Source organism: Microbacterium sp. AC215 (assembly GCF_979258645.1).
In genome coordinates, this window is sequence record NZ_OZ409869.1 from 1,140,836 (window position 1) to 1,159,890 (window position 19,055).

Annotated in this window: 19 protein-coding genes; 4 read left to right on the plus strand and 15 right to left on the minus strand. The window is 67.9% G+C overall.

Annotated features, from left to right (window positions below; translation table 11 throughout):
- Window positions 1-3 precede the first annotated feature (3 nt).
- On the plus strand, window positions 4-957 hold the full coding sequence (gene dapD / locus ACZZZF_RS05770; protein ID WP_053095577.1) for a 2,3,4,5-tetrahydropyridine-2,6-dicarboxylate N-succinyltransferase: 954 nt from the start codon (window positions 4-6) through the stop codon (window positions 955-957).
- A 227-nt stretch (window positions 958-1,184) separates the two neighbouring features.
- A complete protein-coding gene (locus ACZZZF_RS05775; RefSeq protein ID WP_463497491.1) occupies window positions 1,185-2,585 on the plus strand; it encodes a DEAD/DEAH box helicase in 1,401 nt (466 codons plus the stop codon).
- Between the two features lie 75 nt (window positions 2,586-2,660).
- On the opposite strand, the gene ACZZZF_RS05780 is transcribed toward ACZZZF_RS05775, so the two are convergent.
- The 7 genes from ACZZZF_RS05780 to ACZZZF_RS05810 all read right to left on the minus strand — a co-directional run bounded on the left by ACZZZF_RS05780 (window position 2,661) and on the right by ACZZZF_RS05810 (window position 7,586).
- The gene (locus ACZZZF_RS05780) at window positions 2,661-3,131 is read right to left on the minus strand and encodes an SRPBCC family protein (protein ID WP_463497493.1); all 471 of its coding nucleotides are present in this window, start codon (window positions 3,129-3,131) and stop codon (window positions 2,661-2,663) included.
- Between the two features lie 11 nt (window positions 3,132-3,142).
- A complete protein-coding gene (locus ACZZZF_RS05785) occupies window positions 3,143-4,462 on the minus strand; it encodes a citrate synthase (protein ID WP_187249390.1) in 1,320 nt (439 codons plus the stop codon).
- Between the two features lie 144 nt (window positions 4,463-4,606).
- Window positions 4,607-5,719, minus strand: coding sequence for a succinyldiaminopimelate transaminase (gene dapC, locus ACZZZF_RS05790; protein WP_285363076.1), 1,113 nt, complete (start codon window positions 5,717-5,719; stop codon window positions 4,607-4,609).
- A gap of 3 nt (window positions 5,720-5,722) precedes the next feature.
- A complete protein-coding gene (gene fdxA / locus ACZZZF_RS05795; protein ID WP_042542002.1) occupies window positions 5,723-6,043 on the minus strand; it encodes a ferredoxin in 321 nt (106 codons plus the stop codon).
- A 9-nt stretch (window positions 6,044-6,052) separates the two neighbouring features.
- Window positions 6,053-6,529: a histidinol dehydrogenase gene (locus tag ACZZZF_RS05800; protein WP_230100669.1), complete on the minus strand. Its 477-nt coding sequence runs from the start codon at window positions 6,527-6,529 to the stop codon at window positions 6,053-6,055.
- Window positions 6,530-6,564: 35 nt separating this feature from the next.
- On the minus strand, window positions 6,565-6,879 hold the full coding sequence (locus ACZZZF_RS05805; protein WP_053095573.1) for an AzlD domain-containing protein: 315 nt from the start codon (window positions 6,877-6,879) through the stop codon (window positions 6,565-6,567).
- Window positions 6,876-7,586, minus strand: a complete 711-nt coding sequence (locus tag ACZZZF_RS05810) for an AzlC family ABC transporter permease (protein ID WP_463497495.1) — start codon at window positions 7,584-7,586, stop codon at window positions 6,876-6,878. Before ACZZZF_RS05810 ends, ACZZZF_RS05805 begins: the two co-directional genes overlap by 4 nt.
- 93 nt (window positions 7,587-7,679) lie before the next feature.
- On the opposite strand from ACZZZF_RS05810, the gene ACZZZF_RS05815 reads away from it, so the two are divergent.
- Window positions 7,680-8,228 carry a helix-turn-helix domain-containing protein gene (locus tag ACZZZF_RS05815; protein ID WP_463497496.1) on the plus strand — a complete coding sequence of 183 codons (549 nt, stop codon included), beginning with the start codon at window positions 7,680-7,682 and terminating at the stop codon, window positions 8,226-8,228.
- Between the two features lie 3 nt (window positions 8,229-8,231).
- Here ACZZZF_RS05815 and ACZZZF_RS05820 read toward each other — a convergent pair whose 3' ends face one another.
- The 4 genes from ACZZZF_RS05820 to typA form a co-directional block, all read right to left on the minus strand.
- Window positions 8,232-9,863 (minus strand): MFS transporter, encoded by a 1,632-nt coding sequence (locus tag ACZZZF_RS05820; protein ID WP_072590999.1) that lies wholly within the window; start codon window positions 9,861-9,863, stop codon window positions 8,232-8,234.
- A gap of 28 nt (window positions 9,864-9,891) precedes the next feature.
- The gene (gene glsA, locus ACZZZF_RS05825; RefSeq protein WP_072590998.1) at window positions 9,892-10,905 is read right to left on the minus strand and encodes a glutaminase A; all 1,014 of its coding nucleotides are present in this window, start codon (window positions 10,903-10,905) and stop codon (window positions 9,892-9,894) included.
- Window positions 10,906-11,078: 173 nt separating this feature from the next.
- Window positions 11,079-11,963, minus strand: a complete 885-nt coding sequence (locus ACZZZF_RS05830) for an aggregation-promoting factor C-terminal-like domain-containing protein (protein ID WP_463497498.1) — start codon at window positions 11,961-11,963, stop codon at window positions 11,079-11,081.
- Between the two features lie 165 nt (window positions 11,964-12,128).
- Window positions 12,129-14,042 carry a translational GTPase TypA gene (typA, locus tag ACZZZF_RS05835; RefSeq protein ID WP_053095568.1) on the minus strand — a complete coding sequence of 638 codons (1,914 nt, stop codon included), beginning with the start codon at window positions 14,040-14,042 and terminating at the stop codon, window positions 12,129-12,131.
- Window positions 14,043-14,145: 103 nt separating this feature from the next.
- Between typA and ACZZZF_RS05840 the strand changes: the two genes are divergently transcribed.
- Window positions 14,146-14,931 carry a CPBP family intramembrane glutamic endopeptidase gene (locus ACZZZF_RS05840; protein WP_463497499.1) on the plus strand — a complete coding sequence of 262 codons (786 nt, stop codon included), beginning with the start codon at window positions 14,146-14,148 and terminating at the stop codon, window positions 14,929-14,931.
- A gap of 14 nt (window positions 14,932-14,945) precedes the next feature.
- Here the strand turns inward: ACZZZF_RS05840 and ACZZZF_RS05845 are convergent, their stop codons facing one another.
- Genes ACZZZF_RS05845 through ACZZZF_RS05860 form a run of 4 tightly spaced genes read right to left on the minus strand, consistent with a single transcriptional unit; the run spans window position 14,946 to window position 19,042 of the window.
- The gene (locus ACZZZF_RS05845) at window positions 14,946-15,506 is read right to left on the minus strand and encodes a PH domain-containing protein (RefSeq protein ID WP_295104154.1); all 561 of its coding nucleotides are present in this window, start codon (window positions 15,504-15,506) and stop codon (window positions 14,946-14,948) included.
- A 2-nt stretch (window positions 15,507-15,508) separates the two neighbouring features.
- Window positions 15,509-17,182, minus strand: coding sequence for a dipeptide ABC transporter ATP-binding protein (locus tag ACZZZF_RS05850; RefSeq protein ID WP_053095566.1), 1,674 nt, complete (start codon window positions 17,180-17,182; stop codon window positions 15,509-15,511).
- Entirely contained in the window at window positions 17,179-18,123 is a 945-nt protein-coding gene (locus ACZZZF_RS05855; protein ID WP_053095565.1) for an ABC transporter permease, read from the minus strand. The genes ACZZZF_RS05850 and ACZZZF_RS05855 overlap by 4 nt, the downstream gene beginning before the upstream one ends.
- The gene (locus ACZZZF_RS05860; protein WP_053095564.1) at window positions 18,116-19,042 is read right to left on the minus strand and encodes an ABC transporter permease; all 927 of its coding nucleotides are present in this window, start codon (window positions 19,040-19,042) and stop codon (window positions 18,116-18,118) included. The genes ACZZZF_RS05855 and ACZZZF_RS05860 overlap by 8 nt, the downstream gene beginning before the upstream one ends.
- Window positions 19,043-19,055: the final 13 nt, after the last annotated feature.

Below are 19,055 nucleotides of genomic sequence, written 5' to 3' on the forward strand. Positions count from 1 at the left end.
GGTATGACTGAGGCGCGCACCGTGTGGGGTACTGGACTGTCGACGATCGCCGGCGACGGCACCGTACTGGATGCCTGGTTCCCCGAGGTGACGGCCGTCGAGCCCGGTGCCGACGACGCGGCCACCGCGCTCGCGGCGCTCGAGGAGTTCACCGGTCCGGACGAACGTCGCAACGTCTCGGTGCAGACGGTACAGCTGCAGATCGATCTCGATGCGGCGCCGGCCTCGACCGCTGACGCCTATCTGCGGCTGCACACACTGTCGCACCTCCTGGTGCGACCGAACGAACTCAACCTCGACGGCATCTTCGCGCATCTGCCGAACGTGGCGTGGACGAACGCCGGCCCCATGCACCCCGTGGATGCCGCGCGGCTTCGACCCGTGCTCCAGCGCTCAGGGATCCAGGTTCAAGGGCTCGACAAGTTCCCCCGGCTCACCGACTACGTGCAGCCTGCCGGTGTGCGCATCGCAGATGCGTCGCGCGTCCGCCTGGGCGCGCACCTCTCCCCCGGCACGACCGTCATGCACGAGGGCTTCGTGAACTTCAACGCAGGCACCCTCGGTGCGTCGATGGTCGAAGGACGTATCTCCCAGGGCGTCGTGGTGGGCGACGGCAGCGACATCGGCGGCGGCTCGTCGATCATGGGCACGCTCTCGGGCGGCGGCGCACACCGCGTCTCCATCGGGGCACGCACGCTGCTGGGAGCCAACGCGGGCATCGGCATCTCGCTCGGCGATGACTGCGTCGTCGAGGCCGGACTGTACGTGACGGCCGGCACGAAGGTCGTGCTGGTCGACGGCCCGGCGACGCCTGACGGCGGCAGGAAGACCGCCAAGGGTTCCGAGCTGTCCGGGCGCGACGGACTGCTGTTCCGCCGCAACTCGCTGAGCGGCGCGGTCGAAGCCGTGCAGCGCGCCGGCGTCGGTGTGACCCTCAACGACGCACTCCACGCCTGATCGCACGACTCGCTGAGAGCGGGCCGTCTCAGCCTTCTCCGGGACTGCCGTGATAGTGTCGCGGTGACGCCACTCGCACTGCGAGACGTCTGCGTCGTCGACACGCTCCCGCGCCACTTGCCTGGTTCTGGCCATTTCGAACGGCGAAACGATGCGCGATCCCGCGCCGTCGCCCACCTTCCGCACCCGGCCCCTCGGCTCGTGCGTGCATTTCTCGGAGATACTTCATGACTTCCTTCCTCGATCTCGGCGTGCCCGCCGACCTCGCCGCCGTCCTCGCGAAGGACGGCAAGACCGAGGCGTTCGCGATTCAGCGCGACACGCTTCCCGACTCGCTCGGCGGACGCGACCTCCTCGGCCGCGGCCGCACCGGCAGCGGCAAGACGATCGCCTTCGCGCTCCCCCTCGTCGCCCGCCTCGCCGCCTCGTCGCGCAAGAGCCGCCCCGGGCACCCCCGAGGACTCGTCCTCGCTCCGACCCGTGAGCTCGCGACCCAGATCGCCGCGACCATCGCGCCCCTCGCCGAGGCGAAGGGCCTGCGCGTCACCACCGTGTTCGGCGGCGTCAGCCAGCGTCCCCAGGAACAGGCCATGCGCAACGGCGTCGACATCGTCGTCGCGTGCCCCGGCCGCCTCGAAGACCTGATGAAGCAGCGGGTCGTGCAGCTCGACTCCGTCGAGGTGACTGTGCTCGACGAGGCCGATCACATGGCCGACCTCGGCTTCCTGCCGGGTGTCACCCGCATCCTCACCGCCACGCCCGCCGGCGGACAGCGCCTGCTGTTCAGCGCCACGCTGGACCGTGGCATCGACACCCTCGCCCGCCGGTTCCTCTCGAACGCCGTGAGCCACGAGGTGGACGAGGAGAGCGTGCCCGTCGGCGAGATGACGCACCGCGTGCTCGTCGTCGATTCCACCGACAACAAGACCACTCTCGTGCGCGAGCTCGCCTCGGGCACCGGTCGCCGCATCCTCTTCACCCGCACGAAGCACCAGGCGAAGAAGCTCGCGAAGCAGCTGACCGCGGCGGGCATCCCCGCTGTCGATCTGCACGGAAACCTCTCGCAGAACGCGCGTGAGCGCAACCTCGGCGCCTTCTCGTCAGATCCCGCCGACGGAGGCGTGCGCGTCCTCGTCGCGACCGACGTCGCCGCCCGTGGCGTGCACGTCGACAACGTCGACCTCGTCGTCCACGTCGACCCGCCCATGGAGCACAAGGCATACCTGCACCGCTCCGGCCGCACCGCCCGTGCGGGAGCCGCGGGAACCGTCGTCACTGTGGTCCTCCCCGAGCAGCGTCGTGATGTGAAGGACCTCCTGCGCAAGGCGTCGATCACCGCCGCGCTCGAGCCCGTCACGTCGAACGCCGTCACCGAGCTCGTCCCCGAGCGTGCGCCGCACGTGCGTCCGGCTCCGGTTCAGCCCCAGCAGCAGCAGCGTCAGTCGTCGAAGCAGCGCCCCGCCGGCGGCGAGCGCAATTCAGCGGCCAACCCGCCGTCGCGCCGCAGCCGTCGTCCGCGCTCGGGCCAGGGCGGCCAGGGCGCCACGGCCGGCAGCCGTCAGGGTGGCCAGGGCGGATCCCGCTCCGGCGGCCAGGGTGGCCGTGCTCGCGGTTCGCAGGGCCGCTGACCCGAGAGACATACAGGCGGGTGCGCCGACGCTCAGCGTCGGGGCACCCGCCTTCTTCGTCCCGCCTGCGCGAGATCAGCCGCGAACGGCGGCCAGCACCTGCGGGTCTGAGCACCCTCGGGCGAAACCGGCGATGCGCCGACGGATCTCGAACCCGAGCACCCGCGCGCCGATCCACTCGGCGATCGGCGCGAGCCAGGTCGGCTGACACGAGACGTTGTACTTCCAGACGGCAAGCGTGCCCTCAGGCACCTCGGTGAACCGCCAGCCTCCGCCGAGCTTCGTGAAGAACCACGGCCCGGTCTCCATGACCATCCCGACGTTCCTCGGCGGGGCGTAGGACACATACCGGCTCACCATCGACAAGCCGAAGCGCTGCCTGGTGACCGTCCGCACATCCTTGGCCGCGACATCGGCGCCATCGAGGAAGTGCTGCTCACTGATGAACGGATCCCACCGGCGTCGGATCGCACCCGTCGTCTGTGAGACGGCGAAGGCCGTCGCCGGATCCACCGGCACGACGGCCTCCGCGCTCACGACAGGCATCGCGAGTCGATTCAGCGGGTCTGGAAGGTGCGCTCGGGAGATCCTGTGTAGAGCTGCTGCGGGCGACCGATCTTGGTCTGCGGGTCGAGCTGCAGCTCGCGCCACTGTGCGAGCCAACCGGGCAGACGGCCGATCGCGAACAGCACGGTGAACATGCGCGTCGGGAAGCCCATCGCCTTGTAGATCACGCCGGTGTAGAAGTCGACGTTCGGGTAGAGACGACGCTCCTTGAAGTAATCGTCGGCGAGAGCCAGCTCCTCGAGCTCCTGAGCGAGGTCGAGCAGCGGATCCGTGACGCCGAGCTCGGCGAGCACCTCGCCCGCCGCCTCCTTGACGAGCTTGGCGCGCGGGTCGTAGTTCTTGTAGACCCGGTGCCCGAAGCCCATCAGCTTCACGCCCTCTTCCTTGTTCTTCACCCGCTCGACGAAGCGGGAGACGCTCTGACCGGAATCGCGGATCTGCCCGAGCATGGTGAGCACGGCTTCGTTCGCACCGCCGTGCAGCGGGCCGGAGAGAGCCTGGATGCCGGCGGAGATCGAGGCGAACTGGTTCGCGCCCGTCGAGCCGACGAGACGCACAGTCGAGGTCGACGCGTTCTGCTCGTGGTCCTCGTGCAGGATCAGCAGCAGCTCGAGGGCCTTCGACATCACGGGGTTGACCTGATACTCCTCGGAATGCACGCCGAAGTTGAGCTTCAGGAAGTTCTCGACGAAGCCGAGGGAGTTGTCGGGGTACAGGAACGCCTGGCCGATGCTCTTCTTGTGTGCATACGCCGCGATGACCGGCAGCTTGGCCAGCATCCGGATCATGTTCAGCTCGACGTGCTCGGGGTTGTGCGGGTCGGTCTGACCCTCGTAGTAGGTCGAGAGGGCTGCGACGGCAGACGACAGCACCGACATGGGGTGCGCGGTGTGCGGAAGCGCCGAGAAGAAGCGCTTGAGGTCTTCATGCAGCAGTGTGTGCCGACGGATCTTCTCGTCGAACTCGGCGAGCTCGGCGGCGGAGGGAAGCTCGCCGTAGATGAGGAGCCAGGCGACCTCGAGGTAGCTCGTCGAACCGGCAAGCTGCTCGATCGGATACCCGCGGTAGCGCAGGATGCCCTTGTCTCCGTCGATGAACGTGATCGCGGACTTCGTCGACGCCGTGTTGACGAACCCGTAGTCGAGTCCCGTGTAACCCGTCTGCCGCGTCAGCGTCGAGAAGTCGATGCTGTCGTTGCCGGCCGTGCCGCGCACGAGTGGGAATTCAGCGGTCGTATCGCCGATCGTCAGCTTCGCCGTCGCCTGCTGCTCTGCCGCTGCGCTCACGCGGGCCTCCTCATGGATCTTCATCAAGTCGGATGTGGCGATGTCACGGCGCTGTGCACCAGGTCAGTTCGAGATCGTCGATACACGACCGAATCGCCTTTACAGCCTAGTAGGCACACAGGCCTACTGTGACAACCGACAAAAGAACCACTGATCTGAGGCCAGAACCTACACGGCCTGTGCGTGCAGACGCCGCGCGCCCTCAGCGATCCTGTCGGAGGGAGCCGTCAGAGCCAGTCGCACGTGCTGGGTCGAGAACTCACCGTAGAACGGACCGGGACCCGCCAGGATGCCGAGATCGGCGAGCCGCTCGATGCTCGCCCAGGCGTCCTGCCCCTCCGTCGCCCACAGGTAGAGCCCGGCCTCCGAGCCGTCGATCCGGAACCCCGCCGCCTCGAGCGCAGGCCGCAGCATGTCGCGTCGCGCTCGGTAGAGCGCCTTCTGAGCGGCGACGTGCTCGTCATCGCCCAGCGCCACTGCCATGGCGTGCTGCACCGGCTCTGGCGGCATCAGGCCCAGGTGCTTGCGGGCGGTGAGCAGTTCGCCGACGATGCGCGCACACCCTGCGACGAATGCCGCACGATAGCCGGCGAGATTCGACTGCTTGCTGAGCGAGTAGACGCTGAGCAGATTCGCCCTGCTGCCACCGGTCACGCGAGGATCGAGGATCGACGGAATCGGCTCAGTCGCCCAGCGGCCGTCCCAGCCGAGCTCGGCGTAGCACTCGTCGCTCGCGAGCACGGCTCCCAGCTCTCGAGCCCGCTCGACCGCAGCAGCCAGCTCCTCCACGCTCCAGGTACGGCCGTCCGGATTTCCGGGCGTGTTGATCCAGATGAGCTTGGTGCCGTCAGGCCACTCCGTCGGATCGTCGGACGGCAGCGGGGTCGCTCCCACGACGCGAGCACCCACCTCATAGGTCGGGTAGGCGATTCGGGGATGCACCACGATGTCGCCCTCCCCCAGGCCCAGAAGGGTCGGCAGCAGAGCCACCAGCTCCTTCGAGCCGATGGTGGGCAGGACGTTGTCGACGGTCAGGTCGCTCACTCCCCTGCGCCGCGCGTACCACTCGACGATCGCCTCACGAAGGGCGGGAGTGCCGACGGTCTGAGGGTAGGCGTGCGCATCGGTCGCCTCCGACAGCGCCCGGCGGATCAGCTCGGGCGTCGGGTCGACGGGCGAACCGACCGACAGGTCGACGATTCCGTCCGGATGACGCGCGGCGCGTTCGCGGTAGGGAACGACCGCATCCCACGGGTAGTCGGCGAGATCGCGAACACTCACGGACTACTCGCCCTGCGGCGGGAGAGCGGCGATGATCGGGTGATCGTGTGCGATGACGCCGACCTTGGCCGCACCGCCCGGGGAGCCCACCTCGTCGAAGAACTCGACGTTGGCCTTGTAGTAGTCCTGCCACTCGTCGGGCAGGTCGTCTTCGTAGTAGATCGCCTCGACGGGGCAGACGGGTTCGCACGCGCCGCAGTCGACGCATTCGTCGGGGTGGATGTACAGCGAGCGTTCGCCCTCGTAGATACAGTCAACGGGGCACTCGTCGATGCAGGCGCGATCCTTGACATCGACGCACGGGAGGGCGATCACATACGTCACCCCTCCAGTCTACGACTCGCCGCCGGTCCGATCGCCCAGGACGGGGGCACGAGGGGCGGTCGCCTCGTCTGCGCCGGGCGCCGTGCCGGATGCCGCGGCCGTCGACGCCTGCGCCTCGGTGCGAGTCGGAAGCCGCGAGAACGAGGGCCATGCGACAGCGAGGAGCACGAGCCCCGCGACGAGATAGGTCCAGATGCGACCGCTGAGCGTGTCTTCGACGACCACCGATCCCCCGGGCCCGACGCCGGAGATGAGCACCAGCATGCCGAGCATGCCGAGCCCCGCGGCGAGAGTCGCGCCTCGGTCGTGGGTGAGCGCGCGGATCGCGACGAGGATCGCGCCGCACGCGATCGCTCCGACGATGAGTCCGACGGGCACGGGACCCCACATGAGGCTGTGACCGATCGTCCCTGCGACGCCGAACACGCCGCCGACGAGAGCCGCGGCGATCCAGGAGAGCACCCGGGAGATCCATCCGATACGCACGAGTCGATCCTACGCGCGCCGCCGCGAAGGGGCGCTCAGACAGCGAGCCCGAACAGGCGCAGGAGAGCCGCGACGAGGGCGGCCGCGACCACCACGACGAGGAACGACTGACGCAGCCAGAGAAGCCCGGCCGCGACGAGCAGAGCGGGAACCCGTGCATCGACGACGACGGCCTGCCCGGCTCCGAGGGTCTGCACGGCCACGAGCGCGGCGAGCAGGGCCACGGTGAGCAGATCGGAGATGCGCGCCGGTCGCGGTGCCTCGAGCACCGAGGGCGGCACGAGGTACCCCGCGGCCTTCAGAGCGAGGCAGATCACCGCAGCGAGAAGGATCGCACTCCAGATGCTCACGCGGCGGCCTCCCCACCGTCGGGTGCGGAGGCATCGACCCGACCGAGCCAGTTGAACCAGCCCACGATGATCGCGACGACGGCTGCCACGAGCACGGGCAGCCCGGGCATGATGAACGGCGTGAGGGCGGCCGCCACCACCGCCGCAGCCACCCCGACCGCTATGGCCTGACGTTCCTTCAGGCGCGGCCAGAGCAGAGCCAGGAACGCCGCGGCCGCCGCAGCATCCAGCCCCCAGGTCTTGGGGTCACCGAGCACGTCGCCGACGAGTGCCCCGATCAGGGTCGTGATGTTCCAGCCGATGAAGATGCCGATCCCGGTGACCCAGAAGCCGACCTGCCTCAGCCGCGGATCAGTCTGCGAGATGGCCACGGCGGTCGACTCGTCGATCGTGAAGTGCGCCGCCGCTATCCGCCGTCCGGTGGTCGTGCCGACGACGGGTGACATCCGCATGCCGTATGCGGCATTGCGCACTCCCAGCAGCGCGGCCGACGCGATCGCCGACGGCAGTGCGGACACTCCTCCGGCGGCGAAGACTCCGACGAAGGCGAACTGCGACCCGCCCGTGAACATCAGCAGGCTCAGCACGCACGCCTGCCAGACGTCGAGTCCGGATGCCACGGCCAGCGCGCCGAACGAGATGCCATAGGCGCTGGTGGCGAGCACGACTCCCAGCGCTTCACGGCAGACCTCGCGGTCGGCGGTCATCGAACGATCGTTCGCTGCGGTGAACACATGACCATCATTCTGAACGCGGTGTCCGGGATAGTCAAGCGAACGATCGTTTGACATGATGAACACATGGAGGAACTCCGAACGCGCATCGCCCGCACTCTGCGCAGAGAGAGGGAGAGAGCCGGACTGTCCGTGTCGGAGTTGGCGCGTCGAGCGGGAATCTCGAAGGCGACCGTCTCCCAGCTGGAGTCCGGTGCCGGCAACCCCAGCGTCGAGACGCTCTGGGCGCTCGGCGTCGCGCTCGGGGTGCCGTTCGCCGTCCTCGTCGATCAGCAGAGCAACGCGCCGACGCTCATCCGCGCCGATGACCTCACGGGCGTCCCGTCGTCGGTCGCCGCGTACAGCGCGACCCTGCTCTCAGCGAGCCCGCCGGGTGCGAGGCGGGATGTGTACCTGATCCACGCGGATCCGGGGGATCCACGCCGCTCCGATCCGCATCACGTGGGAACGACCGAACACGTGATCCTCATCTCCGGCCAGGCTCGGATCGGTCCGTCGGACGCCCCCGTGCTGCTGAACCCGGGCGACTATCTCTCGTACGCCGGAGACGCGCCCCACGTGTTCGAGGCGACCATCGCCTCGACCAGTGCGGTGCTCATCTCGGAGCTGCGCTGAGCATCACTTCGGCGCGGAGCCCGAGACCGGTGACGGGTCCGGGATCTCGTCCGGCTTGTACTTCGGCAGCCGGGATGCGGGCAGGATCGCCACGGCACTGAGTCCCGCGAGCAGCAGCAGGCCGAGTCGCAGCGTCCCCAGACGGGACTCCTCGTTGACGGCCACCGCCGCGTCGACCTGCTCGGGCGTCGCATCCGTCTGCTCGAGTGCTGCGCGCAGGTCGTCGTTGCTGACGAAGTTCAGGTTGTCCATGTCGACCTGCGCGACGAGCGACGGCGGCAGCTCGGGGTGCTCGACGACCGCACGGCCGATGCTCACCCCGAGGAGCGAGACGAGGAGTGCGCCGGCCAGAGCGGTCCCGACCGCCGAGGCGAGATTCTGCGTGGTGCCGCGCAACGAGCCGACATCACCCGCGAGCTCAGCCGGCGCCGCGGTGACGAGCACGTTGAAGACGAGGGTCACGAGCGCACCCTGACCGATGCCGAACACGACCAGCCCGAGGATCGTCGGAAGCGTCTCCCAGTTGTTGTTCACCACGAAGGACAGCCAGACGAGCGCGACCGTGGTGAGGATGAAGCCGAAGACGCCGATGACCCGCGGCGGGTAGCGCTTGTAGAACCGGACGACGAGTGTGGCGGTGATGAACACGGTCAGGTTGAAAGGCATCATCGCGAGCGACGTGTCGAAGGGCGTCCTTCCCTGCACGATCTGGATGTACAGGGGGATGGTGAAGTTCACGCACGCCTCGAGCGCCACGACGATGAACATCGCGTACACGGCAGCGCGCTCCTTCGACGAGTCGAGGATGCTGAGGTCGATCAGCGGCACCTTGCCCTCGGCCATCCGACGGCGAGTCCAGACGAAGAAGCATTGACCGAGCACGATCCCGACGACGACGAAGGCGGGCGCAGGCGAGAGCCCGAGGATGTTGAAGGGTGCGGCCTCGGTCGCGGCGACGGCACCCCACCCGTTGAGGTTGTTGAAACCCAGGGTCAGAAGCACGATGGCCGCGCCGATGAGGAGCGACGCCACGAGGTCGATGCGGATCGACGCGTCTCCCCCATCACCTCGCAGCGTGAAGCTGAACGCGAAGACGACCACGGCGATGCCGAACACGATGAAGAACATCGGCCGCCATCCGACCAGGGTGCCGAGCGTGCCGCCGATGAGGAACGCGGTGACTCCCGAAATGGCTCGGGCGGACCCGATCGCACCGATCGCCGTCGCCTGCTGCGCGCCCCGATAGTTCTCGGCGATCAGCGCCACGATCGAGGGGACGATGATCGCTGCGGCGGCGCCGGCGACCGCCTGCCCCGCAATGGCCCAGCCCACACTCGGGGACACGATCATCAGCACCGACGACGCGGCGAACAGGCCGATCACGATCCGGAAGATGAGGACCCAGCCGACCCGCTGACCGAGCTTCGCGCCGGTCATCACGAGGGCGGCCACGGCGAGGCCGTACATCACGATGGTGGTGCTGGCGACCGTCGGCGGCACGCCGAACTCACTGACCATGCCACCGAGGGATATCGGCAGGGCTGCCACGTTGAACGACATGAGCACCTGGGCGAGGAAGAGACTGACGAGCGGCATCCAGGAGGTCTTCGTGGATGCCGGAGCAGTGAGTGTCATGGCAGGGTCCTCTGAGCGGGGAAGGAGGTCAGTCCGTCGACCGAGCGGTCGGCGCGGGCGCGGAGGCGAACAGGTTCAGTCCGAGAGCGCGGGAGAGGTGACCGATGGCGAGCTGCGATCGCACGGAGTTTCCCGCCGCGTCGAGGCGCGGTGAGAATCCGGCGACGGCACCCTTGCCCGGCGCGACGGCGACGATCCCTCCTGCCACACCCGACTTGGCGGGCAGCCCGATCTCGAACAGCCACTCCCCCGAGGCCTCGTAGAGGCCCGTGGATGCCACCACTGCGAGAGTGTCGCGGCAGACGTCCGCAGAGACCACCCGCTCACCCGTGATCGGATTCACGCCGCCGTCGGCGAGCGTCGCCCCCATCACCGCGAGGTCGTGGGCCGTGACGCTGAGAGCGCACTGACGCGTGTAGACGTCGACGACCTCGTCGGGGTCGCCGACCAGCCGTCCGTAGCTGCGGAGCAGCCAGCCCATCGCCCGGTTGCGCTCGTTGGTCGCGGCTTCCGAGGCGTACACCACGCCGTCGAGGCTCAGCGCGCGGCCGGCGAAAGCAGAGAGCCCCTCGCGCACGCGCTCCCACTGCTCGACCGCCGTCTGCCCCGGCATCAGTGCCGTCGTCGCGATCGCACCGGCGTTGACCATCGGATTCATGGGGTGTCCGCCGTTGAGCTCGAGCGCCATCAGGGAGTTGAAGGCGAGGCCGGTGTTGTTGACGCCGACGATGTCGCGCACCCGCTCATGGCCGTGCTCCTGGATCGCCAGAGCGTAGACGAACATCTTCGAGATCGACTGGATCGAGAACGGATGCTGCGCATCCCCGGCGTCATGCAGGCCGCCGTCGACCTCGATGACCGCGAGACCGAACAGCTCGGGGTCGGCGTCGGCGAGGACCGGGATGTAGTCGGCGACCGCGCCGCCGTGGTCCTGCGCATACAGGCGATGAGCCTCACGTACGAGCTGGTCGACCCTGTCCCACCCGGGCAGCCCACCCGTCGAGACCTGCTGCGGGATGCCTGCCAGCGCCGCGACGTCCATGCGTTCTCCTTCGAGTCCACGACCCCCCAGCCGTCATCGCTCACCGTAGTGCCAATGCGTCGCGCTGCCTAGGGCAGGCAGTGCCCTGTTGCGACACATGTCCGGAGACACCGAGACCCACCGCCGCACGCAGGCGGGGTGGGTCTCGGAGGGAGGGTGTGCGGAGCTGCGGCTCAGTACCAGTTCACCGACTGGGAGTGGCCCCACGCACTGCAGGGGGTGCCGTAGACCGACGAGATGTATCCGAGGCCCCAGCGGATCTGAGTGGCCGCGTTGGTCTGCCAGTCGGAACCGGCTGACGCCATCTTGCTTCCGGGCAGAGCCTGCGGGATCCCCGTCGCGCCACCCGAGGCGTTGTACGCCTTGTAGTTCCAGCCGGACTCCTTGGTCCACAGCGAGTTCAGGCAGGAGAACTGGTCCTCGCCCCAGCCGTACTCACTCGACGCGATGTCGCGAGCCGCGGCCTTCGCGCCGTCGACGGTGTTCGTCTGAGCGAGCGCCGCGGCTTCAGCCGCCGCCTGGGCCGCAGCCGCGTCCGCAGCGGCCTTCGCCTCCTGGGCTGCGACATAGGACGCCTGCAGCGCAGCGGTCTCCTCGACGAGCTCGTCGGTTCCGGTGACTGCGTACGCGGTCAGGCTCGAGAGCTCTCTGTTCGAGAAGTCATCACGGTCCGCCAGTTGATCGACCCACGTGGTCACGTCAGCGGTGTCGACGCTCGAGGGTGCGGCGCCCAGATCGAGGCCCGATGCCGCGACCTCTGCGTTCAGCGCCTCCGCTGCCGCGACGGCATCCTGAGCGGCGACCATCGTGAGCGCCGAGTCATCCGCGCTCTTGGCCGGGGCGTCCGGCTCGCCGGTGACGAACGAGGTGACGCCTGCGACGGCGTCCGGCAGCTCGGCGCCGGCCGCGGGGGCGGACACGATGCCGACCGTCAGAGCGAGGCCGAGCACGCCGCCGGTGATCGTTCCGAGGATCAGTTTCGGGCGACGCGCCGTGATGGCGTTACGAGCTGTCGCCGCCGCGTGGGCGCGCCGAAGCGCACGGGTGGTGTGAAGCATTGGGTTCGACTTTCGGGTCGTCGTACGCCCGTCACAGGACACTCATCGGGAGATCGCCCCAGGCGCAAGGTAACGATTCTGCAACGGCACTCCTGGACGTTTCGTGAGAAAGGGGCCCTGTACCGCCGTTTCCGGCGGTACAGGGCCCCTTCTCTCAGACGATTCTCAGACGTTCGCGTCCTGGCGCTTCAGGCGAGCGGTCTCACGCGCACGAGTGTTCGCGTCGAGGTTCACCTTGCGGATGCGGACGACCTCGGGCGTGACCTCGACGCATTCGTCGTCACGGGCGAACTCGAGGCTCTCCTCGAGCGTCAGCTGGCGCGGGGGCGTCATCGACTCGAAGGTGTCGGAGCTCGCCGCACGCATGTTGGTGAGCTTCTTCTCCTTCGTGATGTTGACGTCCATGTCGTCGGCGCGGGAGTTCTCGCCGATGACCATGCCCTCGTAGACCTCCTGCGTGGGCTGCACGAAGAACGACATGCGCTCCTGCAGGGCGATCATCGCGAACGGAGTCACGACGCCCTGACGGTCGGCCACGATCGAGCCGTTCTGACGGGTCGTGATGGAACCGGCCCACGGCTCGTAGCCGTGCGAGATCGCGTTCGCGATGCCGGTGCCTCGGGTCGTCGTGAGGAACTCGCTGCGGAACCCGATGAGACCGCGCGACGGGACGATGAACTCCATGCGCACCCAGCCGGTGCCGTGGTTCGTCATGTTCTCCATGCGGCCCTTGCGGTTCGCCAGAAGCTGCGTGATCGCGCCGAGGTGCTCCTCCGGCGTGTCGATCGTGAGGTGCTCGAACGGCTCGTACGTCTTGCCGTCGATCTTCTTCGTGACCACCTGCGGCTTGCCGACGGTGAGCTCGAAGCCCTCACGGCGCATGTTCTCGACGAGGATGGCCAGCGCCAGCTCTCCGCGGCCCTGCACCTCCCAGGCGTCCGGGCGTCCGATGTCGACGACCTTGAGCGAGACGTTGCCGATCAGCTCCTTGTCGAGACGGTCCTTGACCATGCGAGCGGTGAGCTTGTGACCCTTGACCTTGCCCATGAGCGGCGAGGTGTTGGTGCCGATCGTCATCGAGATGGCCGGGTCGTCGACGGTGATCGCGGGAAGCGGCCGGACATCCTCGGGGTCGGCGATCGTCTCACCGATCGTGATGTTCTCGAAGCCGGCGATGGCGACGATGTCGCCCGGGCCCGCCGAATCGGCCGGGTAGCGCTCGAGCGCCCGCGTCTTGAGCAGCTCGGTGATGCGTGCGTTCTGGTGCGTGCCGTCAGCGCGGACCCAGGCGACCGTCTGGCCCTTCTTCAGCGTGCCGTTGAAGACGCGCAGCAGAGCGAGACGACCGAGGAAGGGGCTGGAGTCGAGGTTGGTGACCCAGGCCTGCAGCGGGTGCTCGTCGTCGTAGGCGGGAGCGGGGACGTGCTCGAGGATCGCCTCGAACAGCGGCTCGAGGTCGTCGTTGTCGGGCAGCGATCCGTCGGCGGGGCGGTTCTGCGAGGCCGCGCCGGCACGGCCGGACGCGTAGACGACGGGAACGTCGAGCAGGGCGTCGACATCGAGGTCGGGCACGTCGTCGACGAGGTCGGACGCGAGGCCGAGCAGCAGGTCGTGGGCCTCTTCCTCGACCTCGGCGATACGAGCGTCGGGACGGTCGGTCTTGTTGACCAGGAGGATGACGGGCAGCTTGGCCTCGAGAGCCTTGCGCAGCACGAAACGGGTCTGCGGGAGCGGGCCCTCGCTGGCGTCGACGAGCAGCACGACGCCGTCGACCATCGACAGGCCGCGCTCGACCTCACCACCGAAGTCGGCGTGGCCGGGGGTGTCGATCACGTTGATCGTGATCTCCTTGCCCTGAGCATGCTTGCCCTTGTAGGTGATCGCCGTGTTCTTGGCGAGGATCGTGATGCCCTTCTCGCGCTCGAGGTCGTTCGAGTCCATCGCGCGCTCATCGACGTGGGCGTGTTCGCCGAACGAGCCGGTCTGACGCAGCATGGCGTCGACGAGAGTGGTCTTGCCGTGGTCGACGTGCGCGACGATTGCGACGTTGCGGAGGTCAGAGCGAAGGGCGTGCGCCATGCAGATGTCCTAAAGAGTGTGGGGTTTTGCCGAGAAGCCGACGTTCCAGACTATCGTATTCGGGCGAGTCGTTCCTGAGCGCTCTCGAAGTAGCATCGTGATCGTGACCGTCGCCGACCTCTCCCCCGCTCCCTCACGCAGTCGTCTGTGGTGGGAGGTGGCGATCGTCCTCGCGCTCGGCCTCGGTCAGTCAGCGGTGTATGCGGTCGTTCAGCTGGCGTACCGCCTCACCGACGAGACGCCGCTCGCCGACCAGACCGCGACCCTGAACCCCTCCCGGAGCGATCGGGAGATCTTCGACCTGATCTACCAGATCCTGTCGATCGGCTTCTCCCTCGTCCCGGTGCTGCTGGTGTGCTTCCTTCTCTGGCAATCCACGAGGCCGCACCTCGCGCGCCTGGGTCTCGACGGCACCCGGGTGGGTCCGGACGTCGGTCGCGGGATCCTCCTGGTGGCAGCCATCGGCATCCCGGGCATCGGGCTGTATCTCGCCGGCCGCGCACTCGGGCTGTTCGTCGCGGTGAATCCCGCGGGGCTCGACAGCCACTGGTGGACCATCCCGGTGCTTCTCCTCGCTGCAGCGCGCGCATCGCTGCAGGAGGAGTTCGTCGTGCTCGGATATCTCTTCGCCCGGCTCAGGCAGCTCGGCTGGGGTCCGTGGGCCATCATCGTCGCCACATCGCTGCTGCGCGCGAGCTACCACCTCTACCAGGGGCCGGGAGCCTTCATCGGGAACCTGGCGATGGGGCTGCTCTTCGGATGGCTGTTCCAGCGCAGCGGACGGCTCATGCCGTTCCTCGTCGCGCACTTCCTGATCGACGCGACCGTGTTCGTCGGCTACCCGTGGGCTGCGGCGACCTGGCCGGCGCTGTTCGGGCTGCCCGGCTGAGAGCCGAGGCGGGGTCAGCCGTTCGCGATCAGGATCGACGCCACGGCCCAGAGCACGATGACACCGAGGGCGATGAGCGCCCGATAGTCCCACGTGCGGCGGATCGGCGCGTCCGCACCGGAGAGAGCCGCCTGCCAGCGGTCACGGACGTCGGTGAGGTCGCGGAGCGCGACGGGGGCCTTGGCCTCGTCGTCGCCGGTCGCGCGTCGCACGGGCCGCGCTCGAGCCGGCCCTCCGTAGCTCGACAGGTCGGTGCCGTCGTCGAGCGAGAAGACGAGCTGCCAGCGCAGGTCGACGTCGCGCACGCGGCTCCAGCCGAACGAGGTGCGACGCAGCATGTTCTGCACCATCGCTCCCTGGTCGTCGATGCGGACGACCGAGACGAACGCGATCTCGTAGACCACCCAGAGTCCGAGCAGCACCCAGGGTGCGAGCAGGAGCATCTGGCCCCAGCCGGCGCGTACGACGGCGTCGCCGAGCAGGAAGATCGCGAGCAGCGAGCACAGCACGAGGGAGACAGGCCCGGAGGCCGCACGGAAAGTCCGTGCGGCCTCCGGTCGAGGGTCGATGCTCACTCTCAGTGACCGCCGAGGGTGATGGTCGCCCCGGGGATCGCCTTGAGCAGACGATCGGTGTACTCCTGCTGGGGATTCGCGAAGATCTCGTCGACAGTGCCCTGCTCGACGATCTTGCCCTTCTCCATGACGCACACCAGATCGCTCGACACTCGGACGACCGCGAGGTCGTGAGTGATGAACAGGTAGGTGAGCCCGAGCTCCGACTGGAGCTCGGCCAGCAGCTGCAGCACCTGATCCTGCACCAGCACGTCGAGCGCCGACACCGCCTCGTCGAGGACGATGATGTCGGGCTTGAGCGCGAGAGCGCGTGCGATCGCGACACGCTGACGCTGACCGCCCGAGAGCTCGTTCGGATACCGGGTCGCGAGGACGCGCGGAAGCGAGACCTGGTCGAGCAGCTCCTCGACCCGCTCTCGCTGCGAGGCGCGATCGCCGACGCCGTGGATCTGCATCGGCTCGGCGATGGTGTTGCCGATGTTGCGCAGTGGATCGAGCGAGCCGTACGGGTCCTGGAAGACCGGCTGCATGCGCCGACGCAGACCGAACGCCTGCGCATTCGACAGCCTCGACACATCCTGCCCGTCGATCTCGATGGTTCCGCTGGTCGGCTCTTCGAGCTTCAGCACCATCTTGGCGACCGTGGACTTGCCAGAGCCCGACTCGCCCACGAGCGCGAGCGTCTTGCCGCGAGGGATCTCGAAGGACACGTCGTCGACAGCGCGGAACGCTTCACTGCGGAAGTTCCCCTGACGGATCCGGTAGTCCTTCGTGAGTCCGGCGACGCGCACCGTCGGCGGGATGTCGGCGAGGTCGTCGAGCGTCTCGATCCCCCGGTCCTCTACCACCGCCTGGATGCGCTGCGATGCGACGCTGGGCGCCGCGGCGACCAGTCGCTTCGTGTACGGGTGCTGCGGGTTCTCGAGGATCTCGCGGCTGGGACCGGACTCGACGATGTTGCCGCCGTTCATCACGATGATCTTGTCCGCACGCTCGGCTGCGAGACCGAGATCGTGCGTGATCAGGAGCACCGAGGTGCCCTTGTCACGTGTGAGCGACGCCATGTGGTCGAGGATCACGCGCTGCACGGTGACGTCGAGAGCCGAGGTCGGCTCGTCGGCGATGAGCAGCTTGGGGTCGGCCGCGAGGCCCATCCCGATCAGCGCGCGCTGGCGCATGCCTCCCGAGAACTGGTGCGGGAACTGGTGCAGACGCTTCTCGGCGTCGGCGAGACCGGCCTGCTGCAGCACCTCGACGGTGCGCGCCTTGGCCGCATCGCGCCCCTGGGCGATGCCGTTCGCACGGATCGCCTCCTTCACCTGGAAGCCGATGCTCCAGACGGGGTTGAGGTTCGACATCGGGTCCTGCGGCACGAAGCCGATGTCCCGGCCTCGGACGGCCTCGATCTCGCGACGGTTGAGCGTCGTGAGCTCGCGTCCCTCGAGGGTGATCGATCCCGCGGTGACCTGGCCGGTGCCGGGCAGCAGGTTCACGATGGCCGTGGCCGTCGTGGACTTGCCCGAGCCCGACTCGCCCACGATCGCGACGGTCTCTCCGGGCATGACGTCGAAGCTCACTCCGTGGAGCACTTCGCGCAGACCCTCCTGCGTGCGGAACGCGACGCTCAGGTCGCGGATGCTCAGCAGCGGGACCTGTTCGGTGATTCGCTCGCTCATCGGCGTGCCCTCGCCTTCGGGTCGAGGGCGTCTCGGATGAGCTCGCCCAGGGTGACGAACGCCAGCACCGCGAGGGTGAGGGCGATCGACGGATAGATGAGCGCCATCGGCGCGACACGCAGCGATGCCTGAGCCTTCGCGATGTCATTTCCCCACGACATCACGTCGCTGCCGAGACCCACCCCGAGGAACGAGAGCGTTGCTTCCGCGACGATCGCGGCGGCGAGGCCGAGCGTCGAGACGACGAGCAGCGGAGCGATGGCGTTCGGGACCACGTGGTTCAGGAGGATCTTGAACTTCGACTGACCGAGCGCCTGCGACGCCATCACGAAGTCCGCCTGACGCACACGGAGCACCTCGGCCCGCACGACGCGAGCCGTGGACGCCCAGGCGAACGCTCCGATGGCGAACGCGAGCGTCCACACCGAACGGGAATCCCGGAACACGGTCATCACGACGACGGCCGCGAGGATGTACGGGATGGCGAAGAAGATGTCGCCGATGCGCGAGAGCACCGAGTCGAGCCATCCGCCGTAGAAGCCCGCGAGAGCTCCCATGATCAGGCCGAGAACGGACGAGATCAGCGTCGCGATGAGGCCGACGGCCAGCGACGTCTGAGCACCCCAGACGATGCGCGCATAGATGTCGCAGCCCTGGAACGTGAACCCGAGCGGGTGTCCGTCCGTCGGACCGCCGTTGCTGTTCGACAGCTGGCAGTCGTTGTTCGGCGGCGTCGCGGTGAAAAGAGTCGGCCACAGCGCCATCACGAGGAAGAACAGCGCGAGGACGACCGAGAACCAGAACAGCGGACGACGACGCAGGTCGAACCAGGCGTCACGCCAGAGGTTGCTGGGCTTGTCCGAGATCCGAACGGCGTCGACCGCGATCGACTCCGTCTCGATCGGAGCGACGTAGTGCTTCTGAGATGTGGGATCAGGCATAGCGAATCCTCGGGTCGAGCAGACCGTAGAGCAGGTCGATGAGAAGGTTCACCAACACGTACAGGATGACGAACACGGTCACGAACGAGACGACCGTGGGTCCCTCGCCGCGCTGGATCGCCTGGAAGAGCGTGTTTCCCACACCGGGGACGTTGAAGATGCCCTCGGTGACGGTGGCGCCCACGAGCAGCACGCCGAAGTTCGTGGCGGAGTTCGTGATCACCGGGATCAGGGAGTTGCGCAGCACGTGCACGGGCAGCACGCGGTTGCGCGAGAGGCCCTTGCTGTACGCCGTGCGCACCCAGTCCTGGTTCAGGGTCTCGATGACCGAGCTGCGCATGAGACGCATGCTCACCGCATAGAGGCTGAAACCGAGCACGATCGCCGGCAGCCACAACCCGCCCCAGTCGTTGTCCGCACCCACCGTGGGCTTGAACCAGCCGAGCTGGATCGCGAGGAAGTACTGCGCGAGGAACGCCACCACGAAGATCGGGATCGCGATCGCGACCAGCGCCACGACGAGCGAGACGTTGTCGAACAGCTTGCCCTTGCGCAGCGCCGAGATGGTGCCGATGACGATGGCGAGCACGAACTCGATGGCGATGGCCATGACTGCGAGTCGGCCGGTGACAGGAAGCGTGGCGGCGAGCACAGCCGAGACCGGGCGGCCCGAGTAGGTCGTGCCCAGGTCGCCCTGGAAGACGCCGGTGATGTAGTACCAGTACTGCACGATGAACGGCTGGTCCAGGTGGTACTGCGCGCGCAGCTGCTCGACGACCGCCGGGTTGGGCGTCTTGTCGCCGAACAGGGCGAGGATCGGGTCGCCGGGCATGGCGAACACGAGGAAGTAAATGAGCAGGGTGGCTCCGAAGAAGACCGGGATCACCTGCAGGAGACGTCTCAGAATGTAACCGAGCATCCGCTTGTCCCTT